The sequence below is a fragment of the Janthinobacterium sp. BJB426 genome (genome assembly GCF_002735705.1).
Classification (GTDB): Bacteria; Pseudomonadota; Gammaproteobacteria; order Burkholderiales; family Burkholderiaceae_D; genus Janthinobacterium.
Genome location: NZ_PDZL01000001.1, coordinates 442819 through 457749, shown reverse-complemented (window position 1 = coordinate 457749; position 14931 = coordinate 442819). Strand labels below are relative to the sequence as shown.

Genomic DNA, 14931 nt, shown 5'->3' with positions numbered 1-14931 from the left:
CGCTCCCTAATTTGTCGCAGGCGACGGCAAAGCCGGCCGCCAGGACGAAAAACACGGCAATCAAGCCGAGATACACGAGATCCATTCCCACCCTCATTCAGGTTTGTTTTGATAGTGAGCAGATTAGCCAAAAGGGTCTAAAAAATTCGTAAAGACTGGGGAGGCAGCTGTAAACAAGATGTAAAAACGGGCGCTTTACCGCATAAAATCCTTCACAATGGGCGCCAAACTACGCGCGCGGCGCACTGTTGTTGCCTTGGAGTAGCGCTATTGCTCGCGGGACAAGATAGAATGCGCGAGCGTCCGCACAAGGACGCCAAGCCTGCCGCACTGCCCTCCCACAGTGACGCTGGACGGGATATACTGTATATTCATACAGTTATCGCCGCCGCTGTCATTGCGCCCCGCAGTGCCCTGGCCTGGCGTTCCAACCACTGTCTTTACTTAGCTTGAACACGTATGGCCACTAAAAAACCAGCATCCGACTACAGCGAATCATCCATCCGTGTCCTGAAAGGACTGGAACCCGTCAAGCAGCGCCCGGGGATGTATACCCGCACTGAAAATCCGCTGCACATCATTCAGGAAGTGATCGACAATGCCTCCGACGAGGCGCTGGGCGGTCATTGCACGCATATCGCCGTCACGCAAAACACGGATGGCAGCATCACCGTCGAAGACAATGGCCGCGGCATTCCCGTCGGCCTGCACCCGGAAGAAGGCGTGCCGACGGTGGAAATCGTGTTTACACGGCTGCACGCGGGCGGCAAGTTCGACAAGGGTTCTGGCGGCGCCTATGCATTCTCGGGCGGCTTGCATGGCGTCGGCGTATCCGTCACCAATGCGCTGTCGACGCGCCTGGAAATCACCGTCTGGCGCAAGGAAAGCGACGGCAATGGCCTGCACCACATGGTGTTTGCGAATGGCGATGTGATCGAGCCCTTGACTTCCCGCCCTGCCCCGCGCGACGGCAAGAAATCGGGCACACGCGTCACCGCCTGGCCCGATGCGAAATATTTTGATTCGCCGAATATCTCGCAAACGGAGCTGCAACGCCTGCTGCGCTCGAAAGCCGTGCTGCTGCCAGGCGTCACCGTCACCCTCACCAACGCGAAAACCGGCGACACGCAAACGTGGCAGTATGCGGAAGGCTTGCGCGGCTACCTGACCGAAACGCTGGCGCAGGTATCGAATGGCGAAACCCTGATTCCCCTGTTCGAAGGCGCGCAGTACGCTGGCCCGGATTCGGAAGGCTTTGCCGAAGGCGAAGGCGCGGCCTGGGTGGTCGCGTGGACGGAAGAAGGCGCCATCGTGCGCGAATCGTATGTCAACCTGATCCCCACCTCGAATGGCGGCACGCACGAATCGGGCTTGCGCGACGGCCTGTTCGGCGCCGTGAAAAACTTCGTCGAAATGCACTCGCTGCTGCCGAAAGGCGTGAAGCTGCTGCCGGAAGACGTGTTCGCGCGCGCCTCGTTCGTGCTGTCGGCCAAGGTGCTGGACCCGCAATTCCAGGGCCAGATCAAGGAACGCCTGAACTCACGCGACGCCGTGCGCCTCGTTTCGACCTTCACCAAGCCGCCGCTGGAACTGTGGCTGAACCAGCACGTCGATTACGGCAAGAAGCTGGCCGATCTCGTGATCAAGCAGGCGCAGTCGCGCCAGCGTTCGCTGCAAAAAGTGGAAAAGAAAAAATCCTCGGGCGTCGCCGTCCTTCCCGGCAAGCTGACCGACTGCGAATCGTCGGACATTACCCGCAATGAACTGTTCCTCGTCGAGGGTGACTCGGCGGGCGGTTCGGCCAAGATGGGCCGCGACAAGGAATTCCAGGCGATCCTGCCCCTGCGCGGCAAGGTCTTGAATTCGTGGGAAACGGACCGCGACCGCCTGTTCGCCAACAACGAGATCCACGACATCGCAGTGGCCATCGGCGTCGATCCGCACAGCGTGGGCGATACACCCGACCTGTCGGGCCTACGCTACGGCAAAATCTGCATCCTGTCCGATGCAGACGTGGACGGCTCGCACATCCAGGTACTGCTGCTGACCTTATTCTTCAAGCACTTCCCGGTCCTGATCAACAAGGGCCACATCTGCATCGCCCGCCCGCCCTTGTACCGCGTGGATGCACCGGCGCGCGGCAAGAAGCCGATGCAGAAAATCTATGCGCTCGACGACGGCGAACTGGTCGCCATCGAGGACAAGCTGCGCAAGGAAGGCGTGAAACAGGGCGCCTGGTCGATCTCGCGCTTCAAGGGTCTGGGCGAGATGAACGCCGAGCAGCTGTGGGAAACGACGATGAACCCGGACACGCGCCGTTTGCTGCCCGTCACGCTCGGGGAAATCGACCACATGGCCTCGGCCTCGCGCTTCAATATGTTGATGGGCAAGGGCGAAGCGGCCGGACGCCGCGCCTGGATCGAAGAACACGGCAATGAGGCGGAGGCGGATATCTGATGATCATCGGCATCGACCTGGGCACCACCAACAGCCTGGTCGCCATCTGGCGCGACGGCAAGGCTTCCATCATCCCGAATGCGCTCGGTGAACACCTGACGCCATCGTGCGTCAGCATCGATGACGACGGCACCGTGCTGGTGGGCCGCGCCGCGCGCGAGCGCCTGCAGACGCACCCGCAGCTGACGGCCGCCGTCTTCAAACGCTACATGGGCAGCGAGAAGAAGATCACCCTCGGCACGCAGCAATTCCGTCCGGAAGAGCTGTCGTCGATGGTGCTGCGCGCGCTGAAGGAAGATGCCGAAGCCTTCCTCGGACACAAGGTCGAGGAAGCCATCATCACCGTGCCCGCGTATTTCAGCGATGCGCAGCGCAAGGCCACGCGCATCGCCGGCCAGCTGGCGGGCTTGCGCGTGGAGCGCCTGCTCAACGAGCCGACGGCCGCCGCGCTGGCCTACGGCATCCGCGACAAGGAACAGGAAAGCAAATTCCTCGTCTTCGACCTGGGCGGTGGCACGTTCGACGTGTCGATCCTGGAATTGTTCGAAGGCGTGATGGAAGTGCGCGCCTCGGCCGGCGACAATTTTTTGGGCGGCGAAGACTTCGTCACCGTGCTGGTCGACGCCTTCCTGGAAGGCAGCGGCTTGCGCGATGCGGCCGGCAGCCGCCTGTTCGACCCACGCCAGCAGCAGTTGCTGCGCGATGAAGCCGAACGCGTCAAGCGCTTGCTGTCGGACCAGCCGTCCGTGCGCATGGCCACGCGCTACCAGGACAAGGAATACAGCTGGGAGATCAGCGAAGACAAACTGGCGCAGCTGTGCGAGCCCCTGCTGGCCCGCTTGCGCCTGCCCGTGGAGCGGGCACTGCGCGACGCCACCATCCGCGCTGCGGAACTCAATGAAGTAGTGCTGGCCGGCGGCGCCACGCGCATGCCGCTGGTGCGCAAACTCGTCTCGCGCATGTTCGGCCGCTTCCCCGCCATCCACCTCGACCCGGATGAAGCCGTGGCGCTGGGCGCCGCCGTGCAGGCGGGCCTCAAGATGCGCGACGCGGCCCTCGACGAAGTGGTCATGACGGACGTGGCGCCGTACTCGCTGGGTATTTCGATTTCGCGCCAGGTTGGCGCGAACCAGTATGAAGGCGGGCATTACCTGCCCATCATCGAGCGCAATTCCGTGGTACCCGTCTCGCGCACGGAAAACATCACCACCATCCACGACAACCAGAAGGAAATCAACGTGGCGATCTTCCAGGGCGAGTCGCGCCTGGTGGCCGACAATGTCTTCCTCGGCAAGATCAGCTTCCCGATCCCCGCGAAAAAGGCGGGCGAGATCGGCATCGACGTGCGCTTCACCTACGACGTCAGCGGCGTGCTGGAAGCGGAAGTGACGGTGCTGGCCACGCAGGAACGCCACAAGATGATTATCAGCGACAACGCGGGCGTGATGACGCCGGAACAGATCGAGCAGCGCTTTGCGGAACTGGCCGACCTGAAGATCCATCCGCGCGAGCAGATGGAAAATCGTACCCTGGTCACCCGCGCCGACCGGCTGTACGAACAGTCGCTGGGCGACGTGCGCCAGTACCTGGCCGCGCACACGGCCAATTTCCAGGCCGCGCTGGAAACGCAGGACCCGAATACCATCCGCAAGGCGCGCCAGGCATTGGATGACGTGCTGCGCCAGGTCGAGAGCGAGAGCTTCCTGTAGATGGACGGCGGCATGGACAACGGACAGCGCAGCCTGTGGGCAATCCTGGGCACGGAGCCGACGGGCGACGAGCGCGCCCTCAAGCGCGCGTACGCGAAGCGCCTGAAGGTGACGCGTCCAGAAGACGATCCGGCCGCCTTCCAGGAGCTGCGCGAAGCGTATGAATACGCGCTGCGCCATGCGCACCTGTTTGCCGCCGAATTTCCGGAACCGCAAGCGGCAGCGGTAGAAACGCCGCCCATGGAAACGGCCGAGCTGTGGGGCGTCATTGACGAACCCGCGCGGGAGGCGCAGGAACCGCAGGAACCGCCTGCGGAACTGTGGGGCATCATTGCCCGGGAACCCGCACCGCCACCGGAACTATGGGGCGTGGTCGCCATCGATCCGGCGCAGGAAGCGGCCAACCTGTGGCAAGGCTGCCTGGCGCTGACGCGGCACGCGGATGCCGGCGACGTGCTGGCCCGCATACTGCAGGACGACGCCATGCTCAACCTCGATGTGCGCGAGGAATTCGACTTGTGCGCGCTGCGCTACTGTGCCAGCGCCGGGTATGACCTGGTGCTGCGCCAGGCCCTGTTCGAGCAGCTGGGCTGGGACCGTGATTTTTCCTACCTGGCGCGCAGCCATGGGGACCTGGTGCGCACTGCCGTGCAGCGCTACCGGGCCGACCGTTCGTTCGCCCATTTCAGCGACAACCGCGACAGCTACCCGGGCCTGGACTGCATCATGTCGCAGCAACCGCCATCGGCCTATGCGCGCCAGCTGTTCGACCAAAAATTCACGCTGCAGTTGCGCGAGCTGCTGCACGCGATACGCTGGCAGCACGGCGAGATGCTGGCCTGGAAGCTCGATACGGACCTGTTCGAACGATGGGAACAGGCCGTCCATGCCAAGCGCTACTTCAAGCAAACGGCGCTGGCCTCGGGCGGCCTCGGTTTCGTGCTGCACTTCATGCTCGCGGGCGTGCTCGATGCTGCCGGCTTCAAGCTCGGCGACACAGCGGCCTATGCCAGCCTGCTGGGCTTTCAGGCCCTCGCCTTTTCCCTGCTGGCCATGCATGCCTTGCGCTGGCCAATGCCGCTGTTCGCGCGCCTGGAATCGCTGCAAGAAGCGCTGCAGGACCGCCTGCCCATTCTGTGGCAGCGGCCCGGCTTGCGGCAACTGGGCTGGATCGCACCCTACCTCGTGCTGGCACTGCTGCTGTTCCTGCCCGAGCGCAGCGAGACCATGCGCCTCGTCACCGCCGCCGGCTTGTGCGCGTCGGCCCTGCTCGCGTATGCGATGAACCGCCAGCTGCTGCATGGCATGCTGCTGCTCCTGTGTCTGGGCCTGTCGCTGTTCGCCGCCATGTTCATGAGCGGCAAAGGCCCGTCGGCGCTGGCCATCGGCGAGGCCATGCCATTGATATTTTGCCTGGCGGCGCTGGCTCTGCGCTGCGCCACCGGCCTGTATGGAGATGGCGGCTTCCCCGAGGCGCTCTTGCCCCGCCTGCGCGCGGCATGGCTGATCGGCTGCGCGGGCTTGCTGTCGCTACTGTATGTGCAGCAGCTGCCGGCCGCCCTCATCGGCGCCGCGCTGTATGCCTGGTCGTGCGCCGGCTTGCTGTTTTCCCCCACCGATTTCAAATGGAAGACGATCTGGCCGGTGGTGCTGGTGCCGTCCCTTGCCAGCGTCGTGCTGGCCGGCCACGCCCCGGCCATCCGCGCCATGCCGATGATGCATCACAGCGTCGAGCTGGCCCTGGCTGTGCTGTATTTCACCCTGCGCTATATGTATCTGACATACGGCAAGTCCTTTTCCAAATCACGGCTGTCATAATCAGCCCCACGAATTCAACCGCAACCACTTAACACCGAAACAAGCGCCATGTCCACACAAACCAATTTATTTGACGATGCCCAGCCTGAGCCGATCGAGCCGGATGAACCGGTATTCGACGGCGAAGCGCTGACCCTGTCCACCTTTGCCGAGCGCGCCTATCTCGATTACGCCATCTCCGTCGTCAAGGGCCGCGCCCTGCCCGACGTGTGCGACGGCCAGAAACCCGTGCAGCGCCGCATCCTGTATGCGATGAACGAGCTGGGACTCAACTCCACGGCGAAGCCCCGCAAATCGGCGGCCGTGGTCGGCGACGTGCTCGGTAAATTGCATCCGCACGGCGACCAGTCCGTGTACGACGCGCTGGTGCGCATGGCGCAGGATTTCTCGCTGCGCTACCCGCTGATCGATGGCCAGGGCAACTTCGGCTCGCGCGACGGCGATGGCGCGGCGGCCATGCGTTACACGGAAGCGCGCCTAACCCCGATCGCCAAGCTGCTGATGGACGAAATCGGCATGGGCACGGTGGACTTCCAGCCCAACTACGACGGTTCGACGGAAGAACCGAAGCTGCTGCCGGCGCGCCTGCCGATGGTGCTGCTCAATGGCGCCTCCGGCATCGCCGTGGGCCTGGCAACGGAAATCCCGTCGCACAACCTGGCGGAAGTGGCAAAAGCGGCTGTCGCCATGATCCGCGATCCGAAGATGACGCACGCGGAGCTGATGGCCATCATTCCCGGCCCCGACTTCCCCGGCGGCGGCCAGATCATCACCCCATCGTCGCAAATCCAGGACATGTATGCGAGCGGTCGTGGCAGCATGAAGGTACGCGCACGCTGGAAGATCGAGGAACTGGCGCGCGGCCAGTGGCAAGCCGTCGTGACGGAACTGCCGCCGGGCACCTCATCGCAAAAAGTGCTGGAAGAAATCGAGGAACTGACGAATCCGAAGATCAAGCTGGGCAAGAAGGCGCTGTCGCCGGACCAGGTGGCCCTGAAGGCGCTGATCCTCAATTCGCTCGACACCATCCGTGACGAATCGGGCCGTGCAGCACCCGTGCGTCTCGTATTCGAACCGAAGTCGAAGAACCAGGACCAGACGGAATTCATGCTGATGCTGCTGGCGCATACATCGCTGGAATCATCGACCTCGATCAACCTGGTGATGATCGGCGGCGATGGCCGTCCGCGCCAAAAAGGGCTAGGCGACATCCTGCGCGAGTGGATCGACTTCCGCTTCGAGACCGTCACGCGCCGCACCGGCTACAAACTGGGCAAGGTCAAGGACCGCATCCATATCCTGGAAGGGCGCGAAGCGATCCTGCTCAATATCGACAAGGTGATCCAGATCATCCGCAATTCGGATGAGCCGAAAGCGGCCCTGATCGAAGCGTTCAAACTGTCCGAACGCCAGGCCGACGACATCCTGGAAATCCGCTTGCGTCAGCTGGCGCGCCTGGAAACGATCAAGATCCAGCAAGAGCTGGCCGAACTGCGCAAGGAAGAAAAGTCCTTGCAAGACCTGCTCGACAACCCGGGCTCGATGAAGCGCGCCGTCATCCGCGAAATCGAAGCGGATGCCAAGCAGTTCGGCGACGCGCGACGCACCCTGATCGAAGAAGCGCAAAAAGCCGTGGCGGAACAGAAGGTGGTCGATGAACCGGTCACCGTCATCATTTCGGAAAAAGGCTGGGTGCGCGCACGTACCGGCATCGGCCACGATGCGGCGCAGTTCACGTTCAAGGCGGGCGACTCCCTGCATGGCGCCTTCGAGTGCCGCACGGTCGACACCCTGCTGGGCTTTGGCAACAACGGCAAGATTTACTCGGTTCCCGTCTCCGCGCTGCCCAACGCGCGCGGCGACGGCGTGCCGATCACGACCTTGTGCGACCTGAGCGGCGGTACGCCCGGCAACGCCGTACGCATCCTGCATTACTTTGCGGGCAATGGCGCCACCAATTTGCTGCTGGCGTCGAGCGCAGGCTACGGCTTCATCGCCAAGGCGGGCGACATGACGAGCCGTCTGAAAGGCGGCAAGGCCTTCATCACCCTGGACGATGGCGACGTGCCTTTGGCGCCGAAAGTCATCCCCGAGGCGGCCAGCGCCCTGGCCTGCCTGACGGAAGGCGCGCGCCTGCTGGTGTTCGGTCTCGATGAAATGAAAACCCTGTCCAAGGGCGGCACCGGCGTCAAGCTGATCGACCTCGATGCGAAAGACAAGCTGCTGGCCGTGCAGCCGATCACCCAGCGCGGCGTGGTGGTCTCGGGCATCGGCCGGGCCTCGAAACCGCAGGATGCGTCGCTGGGCGCCACGGCCCTGGCCGAGCACTTCGGCAAGCGCGCGAAAAAGGGCAAGGCGCTGGCGGCCAAGCTGAAACCGGTGTCGATGGCGGCCATTGGCTGACCGGCATCGCGCCACACGAAAAGACAGGTTCGCCTGTCTTTTTTTTCGCCTGTCGCAGCGGACAAAATAGTTTTACAGATAGTTTTGCAGATACGCGCCGCGTTTTCGTTATCCCTGCAGGCATGCCACCGGCGTGCCGCCCACAGACAGGAGAGCAACGATGACAAACAAGGTTTCAGGCAGGCTGCCATGCAGCGCCTGACCCCGGCCGAGCGGCTGGTGGCGGCCATGGCGGCCGAAGGCTTGCCGTATAAAAGCATCGCCAGGGAACTGGGCAAGTCGCCGGCCACCGTACGCAATCAGCTGCATGCGATTTACCAGAAACTGGGCGTGGGCAACCGCACGGCGCTCGCATACAAACTGCGCGGTCACCCTTGATGCCGCGACAGGCGCAGCACGTCGGGCGTCGCTTCGACGATATCGATCACGTCCTGCGCTCCTGCGCCATCACCGAGCGCATAGCGGCCCATGCCCAGGGGCCGCAGCCGGGTGACGGGGCCGGCACGGGGACGGTCGTCGGGGCCGGGCGCCATGGACGTCAAGGTCGCCTCCCCTTGCGCCGTGGCGCCGGCGGGCGCGCCGAACTCCAGCACCTTGCGCCCCTTGCGGCTGGGCGGGAAGGTGAACGTGGCCGTGGGCCGGTACACCTCGATACCGTCCGCATCCTCCTCGAACGAGTGCGTCCAGCTGCCGCTGGGCAGTGCCGTTGTCATGCCGTGCATGCCGCCTCCCGTTGAACCATTGACGTCAGAAACACGATACCACGCCGCCCAGGTTTTCATAGCCAGTCACGGACGGTGACCAGGCCGTGCCGTTCCACGCCTTGTGGAACAGGGCGCCATTCGTGCCTGTGACAAACACGTCGAGGCGGTTCGGCGCCCAGGCCGTGGCGCGCGGACGCGAGGTGCAGATACCGCCCAGGTTTTCAAAGCCCGTCACGGAGGGCGACCAGGCAGATCCATTCCACGCCTTATGGTACAGGGCGCTGTCCGTGCCAATGACGAACAGGTCGAGCCGGTTCGGTCCCCACGACACGGCTTCCACCTCGCCCACGCAAACGCCGCCCAGACGCTCGAAGCCGTCGATGGACGGCCCCCATTTCGTGCCATCCCACCACTTGTGGTACAGCGCGCCATCGGTGCCCGTGACGAAGACGTCGAGCCGGTTCGGTCCCCACGCCACGGCTTTCGGAGACGAGGTGCAGATGCCGCCCAAACGCTCGTAGCCCGTCAGCGACGGTCCCCAGGCCGTGCCGTTCCACCACTTGTGGTACAGGGCCCGGTCCGTGCCGACGACGAAGACATCGAGGCGGTTCGGTCCCCACGCCACGGCTTCCGGCTGGCCCAGGCAAATACCGCCCATGGCTTCATACCCCGTCAGCGACGGCCCCCAGGCGGCCCCGTTCCACCACTTGTGATACAGGCCGCGGTCCGTGCCGACGACAAACACGTCGAGGCGGTTCGGTCCCCAGGCCACAGCGCGCGGGTCGCCCACGCACAAGCCGCCCATGGCTTCGTAACCGGTCAGGGACGGTCCCCAGGCCGTGCCGTTCCACCATTTGTGGAACAAGCCGCTGTCGGTGCCCGTGACGAATACGTCGAGCCGGTTCGGCGCCCACGACACGACTTGTGGCGCGCTGGTACAGATGCCGCCCTGCCCCTCGTAGCCGGTGACGGATGGCGCCCAGGCCGTGCCATTCCATGCCTTGTGGTACAGCGCGCGATCCGTGCCCACCACGAAGACGTCGAGGCGGTTCGCGCCCCAGGCCACGACGGGAGAGGAGCTCTGGCGCGGCGTGGCGCCTGCGCCCGTGCCTCCCGTGCCGATGCTGGCGCGCGGGCCATCGAGGCAAGCCTGCATGCGCGCCACCTGGCCGGCCGTGAACATGAACATGGCGGGATCGTCGACGTAATCCATGTAGTTCATGAACATGTCGCCATTCGGCCCGTTATTGCACGACACCTGGGGAAACGAGGGCTGGCCCGTGTTCGGCCCGCCCTGGTTCGGCGTGTCGGCCACGTTGTCCGTGCCCGAGCACCCGGTGCCGTCGTCGCCCCAGATATGGTTCAGATTCAGCCAGTGGCCAATTTCATGCGTGGCCGTGCGCCCCAGGTGAAACGGCGGCGCCGCCGTGCCTGTCGTGCCAAAGGCCGATTGCAGGATCACCACGCCGTCGGTCGCGGCCGGGCCGCCGGGAAACTGCGCATAACCCAACAAGCCGCCACCGAGCTGGCAGACCCAGATATTCAGGTAGCTGTCGGCCGGCCAGGCATCCATGCCGCCCGTCGCCTGCGACTTGACGGCATCGTCCGCACCAAAGGACGTCACCGTCGTCTGGCGTCGCTCGACGCCGCTGGTGGCCGCGCCATGCGGATCGGTCGTGGCCAGCGCGAACTCCACGCGCGCATCGGCCGTCAGCGGCAGGAACGGCGCCGGCGTGCTGTTGACGTCCGGGTTGACGCGGCGGAAGTCACGGTTCAGCACATCGATCTGGCTGGCGATCTGCGCATCCGAAATATTCTGCGCAGCCGTATTCCACACCACGTGCACGACCACCGGGATGTGCGTCACGCCGGCACGGCCGGCACTGCTGGCATCGCCCTCGTACAACCCGGCCAGGTTTTCGATATCGGCGCGCACGTTCGCATACGATGGGTCTTCGGTCAGCAGGCGCCGATGCACGTCCATCGTGGCGCAGGTGCGCGTCCGCGGCGTGCCGCCGCCCTGCCCCCCATCACCGCCATTGCCTCCGCTACCATCGCCGCCCATGCCGCCACCACCGATCTGCATGCAACTGGCGCCCGCCATGCCTTGCGGCGTCTGCTGCATGCCGCCACCACCCGGCATGGCGCCGGTATCCGCGGCGGCCACGCCCTGGGTGAGCGCCGCCTGGTCGGCATATGACACGCCCAGGCGCAGTCCCGGCATCGCGTCGCCGCCCGCCGCATCGGCGCCAGCCTGCATGTCGCCCTCGACCGGCATGGACTGCGTGGCGGACATGGCTGGCGCGCCTTCCGCCGAACCGGTGGCCGGTGTTTTTTTCGTTTTAGCGGTGCTCATGATGTCTCCTTCGTCTGTTTGCCAGTTCACTATGGCACGGCGAAAAGAGGAGCATTTGCGCCAGATCAAGACTGGCAAGCGTCGCCAGGGAAAAGTACTGGACGAAAAAAAAGACAGCCGAAGCTGTCTTTTGGGCTTGCAGGCCGTGGCCCGCAAACAGGGAATTACTTGGCGGCGGCGGCCTTGACTTCAGCGTCGGCCTTGGCCTTGGCTTCTTCCGTCTTGGTGGCGGCGATGGCTTTATCGGCGTTCGCTTCCACTTTTTCCTTGGCGACCTTGGCGTCCGCTTTCACGGCGGTTTTGCCCGCTTTCGCATCGGCCTTGGCGGCAGCCTTGTCAGCCTTTGCTTGTGCCTTCATCTTGTCTTCCGGATCGGCATCGACCACTTTGTCGTGGGCCTTGGCCTTGGTTTTATTCGCCTTGTGCTGGGCATCGGCTTTCTTTTCGTCAGCCTTCATTTCAGCCTTGGCGACATTGGCGTCAGCCTTGGCATCGACTTTGGCTTCCTTGTTGGCAGCCTTGTTGATGTCATGCTGCGCAGACGCCTGGGCGCTGGCAACGGCTGGGGTAACTGGCGTTTGCGCGATGGCAGCGGTGGCAAACAGGGTAGCGATCAGGGCGGCGAGTAATTTGTTCATGATGAGACCTTTCAATATGGTTTAATTTTATTCTTACTAAAGGCGGGCAAAATGTTCAAAATTTGCCAGGCATCGCGCTGTTTCTTGATGTAGCGCAATGGCATGACTTCATAGTAAAGATAACGGGCAAACCACACAGTGCGTTAGCGCACTCAACGGGAAATATATGCATTTCGGCAAACTTCCCATCGAGCGCTGCCGTAAGCGTCAGGACCTCATGCACCCACGGCCAGCGCCGCATGGCGGGCAGCCACCCACTCCTCGTTGGCCGGCTCCACGCCCACCACGATACGGCTGCTGTCGCTGGAAATACGGCTGGCATTGCGCGCATTCGCCTCCCCGTCGAGCGCGGGGCCGATGAATCCCAGCTCGGCGCAGATGCGCTGGCGCAGCTCAGCGCTGTGCTCGCCGATACCGGCCGTAAACACCAGCATGTCCAGTCCACCCAGCACGGCCGTCAGGGCGCCGATCTCGCGCACAATGCGGCGGATATATAAAGCCAGCGCGGCGCGGATGCGCTCACCCGTGGCGTCCTGCCGGTCCTGCTGCGCCAGCAAGACGGGTGGGTCGGCCGACACGCCCGACACGCCCAGTAAGCCCGACTCGTGGTACAGCACATGCGCCACTTTTTCCAGCGACAGCTTTTCGATTTCCATCAGGTAGATGACGGCGCCCGGATCGAGCGAACCGCAGCGCGTGCCCATCATCAGGCCATCGAGCGCGGAAAAGCCCATGGTGGTGGCCACGCTGTGCAAATTCTCCATGGCGCACAGGCTGGCGCCGCTACCCAGGTGAGCCACGATGACCTTGCCGCGCGCGACCGCGCCAAAACGCTGCTCCAGCACCAGCGACTGGTATTCATACGACAGGCCGTGGAAGCCGTAGCGGCGCAAGCCCCGCTCCCACGCATCGTAAGGCAGGGCCAGCATCTGCTCGACCTGCGGCACCGTGTGGTGGAAGGCCGTGTCGAAGCACGCCACCTGGGCGATGTCGGGCCGCGATTCGAGCAGCACCTCGATCGCTTCCAGCGCGAACGGCTGGTGCAGGGGCGCCAGCGGCACATAACTTTTCAGGTCGGCCAGCACCTTGAAATCGATGCGTACGGGGGCGAAATACTTGCTGCCGCCATGCACCACGCGGTGCGCCACGGCGCGCAGCGGACGCCCGGCCAGCTGCACCACCACTTGCGCGCGGATGTATTCGAGCGCCGCATGATGGGGTTGCGCCGGATCGAGCTGCAAGGCGATTGCCGGCAGGCCACCGGCGCGGTAGGTGGCGTTTTCGCGGCCGATGCCTTCGACCTTGCCGCTCCATTGCGCCTGCTGCGGCAGCACGCCGCCCGCCTGCTCAAACAGGGCGAACTTGATGCTCGACGAGCCGCAATTGAGCACCAGGATCAGGGTGCCATCGGCATGTTGGACTGCTGCGTTCATGGCGGCGTGCTCCGGTAATGGTTGGCCAGCATCACGGCGATGGCGCACGAGGCGATGCGGCTGGCGCGCGAGTCCGCGCGGCTGGTGAGGATGACGGGGATTTTCGCGCCCAGCACGATGCCGGCGCTGTCCGCGTCGCCCATGTATTCGAGCTGCTTGGCCAGCATGTTGCCGCTTTCCAGATCGGGCACGAGCAAGATGTCGGCGCGGCCCGCCACTTCCGAGACGATGCCCTTGACGGTGGCGGCGGCGATCGACACGGCATTGTCAAAAGCCAGCGGACCGTCGAGAATCGCCCCCGTGATCTGGCCGCGGTCGGCCATCTTGCACAGGGCGGCCGCGTCCAGCGTGGCCGGCATGTCGGCGTTCACCGTTTCCACGGCGGCCAGGATGGCCACGCGCGGGCAGGCCACGCCGATCACGTGCGCCAGGTCGATGGCGTTGCGCACGATGTCGGCCTTCATGGCCAGGTTGGGCGCGATATTGATGGCCGCGTCCGTAATGATGAAGGGGCGCGGATACGCCGGCGTCTGCATCAGGAAGCAGTGGCTGATGCGGCGCTTGGTGCGCAGGCCGGCGCTGGCGGCCAGCACGGCCGACATCAGTTCATCCGTGTGCAGGCTGCCCTTCATCAAGGCTTCCACTTCACCCTTGCCCGCCAGTTCGGCGCCGCGCGCGGCGGCGGCATGGCTATGCTCGACGTCCTCGATGGCGATGCCTTCCAGGCTCAGGCCCGCTTCCAGCGCCACGGCTTCCAGGCGCGCGCGCGGCGCCACCAGCACGGGCGTGATCAGGCCGGCCGCATGCGCGTCGAGCGCGCCCGACAGGCTCAGTTCATCGCAAGGGTGGATCACGGCCACCCTGATCGGACCCAGGGTGCGCGCGTGTTCCAGCAGGCGCCGCGTGCCGTCGCCGTTATGCAGGCGTACTTCGGGGAGGGTGGCGCGCTTGCGTTCGATCTGCTCGGCGGGCGCGATCACCTGCGCCTCGCCATCGAGCACCACGGCGCCGTGCTGGTTGACGCAGCGGCAAACCAGGGTCACGTGGCGGCTGCGCGGCTCGAGCGCCGTCACGGTGACGCTGATGGCCAGGGTATCGCCCACCCGCACTGGCTGCAAAAAGCGCAGGGTCTGGCCCGTGTAGACGGTGCCTGCACCGGGCAGGCGCGTGCCCAGCACGGCGGAAATGAGGGCCGCACCCCACATGCCGTGCGCGATCACGCCCTCGTAACGGGTGGCGGCGGCAAATTCCGTATCGAGGTGCTGCGGGTTGTCGTCGCCCGACATCACCGCGAACAGGGCGATGTCGTCCATGCTCAGGGTGCGCGTGATGCTGGCGGTGTCGCCGATGGCGATCTGGTCGAAGGTGCGGTTGCGTACGATATTCAGATCATCGTCTTGGGGAGTAGTCATC

General features: G+C 64.4%; 10 protein-coding genes. 5 read left to right on the top strand and 5 right to left on the bottom strand.

Annotated features, from left to right (window positions below; translation table 11 throughout):
• The first annotated feature begins 459 nt into the window (after nucleotides 1-459).
• The 5 genes from CSQ93_RS02015 (at nucleotide 460) to CSQ93_RS01995 (ending at nucleotide 8765) form a co-directional block, all read left to right on the top strand.
• On the top strand, nucleotides 460-2457 hold the full coding sequence (locus CSQ93_RS02015; protein ID WP_099376491.1) for a DNA topoisomerase IV subunit B: 1998 nt from the start codon (nucleotides 460-462) through the stop codon (nucleotides 2455-2457).
• The gene (locus CSQ93_RS02010) at nucleotides 2457-4166 is read left to right on the top strand and encodes a molecular chaperone HscC (RefSeq protein ID WP_099376490.1); all 1710 of its coding nucleotides are present in this window, start codon (nucleotides 2457-2459) and stop codon (nucleotides 4164-4166) included. Before CSQ93_RS02015 ends, CSQ93_RS02010 begins: the two co-directional genes overlap by 1 nt.
• 12 nt (nucleotides 4167-4178) lie before the next feature.
• The gene (locus tag CSQ93_RS02005) at nucleotides 4179-5984 is read left to right on the top strand and encodes a J domain-containing protein (protein WP_158301079.1); all 1806 of its coding nucleotides are present in this window, start codon (nucleotides 4179-4181) and stop codon (nucleotides 5982-5984) included.
• 48 nt (nucleotides 5985-6032) lie between these two features.
• Entirely contained in the window at nucleotides 6033-8387 is a 2355-nt protein-coding gene (gene parC, locus CSQ93_RS02000; protein WP_099376488.1) for a DNA topoisomerase IV subunit A, read from the top strand.
• Nucleotides 8388-8576: 189 nt separating this feature from the next.
• Nucleotides 8577-8765, top strand: a complete 189-nt coding sequence (locus CSQ93_RS01995; RefSeq protein ID WP_099376487.1) for a helix-turn-helix domain-containing protein — start codon at nucleotides 8577-8579, stop codon at nucleotides 8763-8765.
• On the opposite strand, the gene CSQ93_RS01990 is transcribed toward CSQ93_RS01995, so the two are convergent.
• The 5 genes from CSQ93_RS01990 to CSQ93_RS01970 all read right to left on the bottom strand — a co-directional run bounded on the left by CSQ93_RS01990 (nucleotide 8756) and on the right by CSQ93_RS01970 (nucleotide 14930).
• Complete coding sequence (locus CSQ93_RS01990; RefSeq protein ID WP_158301078.1) at nucleotides 8756-9109, bottom strand: hypothetical protein; 354 nt, start codon at nucleotides 9107-9109, stop codon at nucleotides 8756-8758. The two genes, CSQ93_RS01995 and CSQ93_RS01990, sit on opposite strands and share 10 nt — an antisense overlap.
• A 25-nt stretch (nucleotides 9110-9134) precedes the next feature.
• Complete coding sequence (locus tag CSQ93_RS01985) at nucleotides 9135-11447, bottom strand: M43 family zinc metalloprotease (protein ID WP_199534214.1); 2313 nt, start codon at nucleotides 11445-11447, stop codon at nucleotides 9135-9137.
• 164 nt (nucleotides 11448-11611) lie between these two features.
• The gene (locus tag CSQ93_RS01980; protein ID WP_099376485.1) at nucleotides 11612-12085 is read right to left on the bottom strand and encodes a hypothetical protein; all 474 of its coding nucleotides are present in this window, start codon (nucleotides 12083-12085) and stop codon (nucleotides 11612-11614) included.
• Nucleotides 12086-12300: 215 nt separating this feature from the next.
• Nucleotides 12301-13518: an acetate/propionate family kinase gene (locus CSQ93_RS01975; protein WP_099376484.1), complete on the bottom strand. Its 1218-nt coding sequence runs from the start codon at nucleotides 13516-13518 to the stop codon at nucleotides 12301-12303.
• Nucleotides 13515-14930 carry a bifunctional enoyl-CoA hydratase/phosphate acetyltransferase gene (locus tag CSQ93_RS01970; RefSeq protein WP_099376483.1) on the bottom strand — a complete coding sequence of 472 codons (1416 nt, stop codon included), beginning with the start codon at nucleotides 14928-14930 and terminating at the stop codon, nucleotides 13515-13517. The genes CSQ93_RS01975 and CSQ93_RS01970 overlap by 4 nt, the downstream gene beginning before the upstream one ends.
• Between the last annotated feature and the right edge of the window lies 1 nt (nucleotide 14931).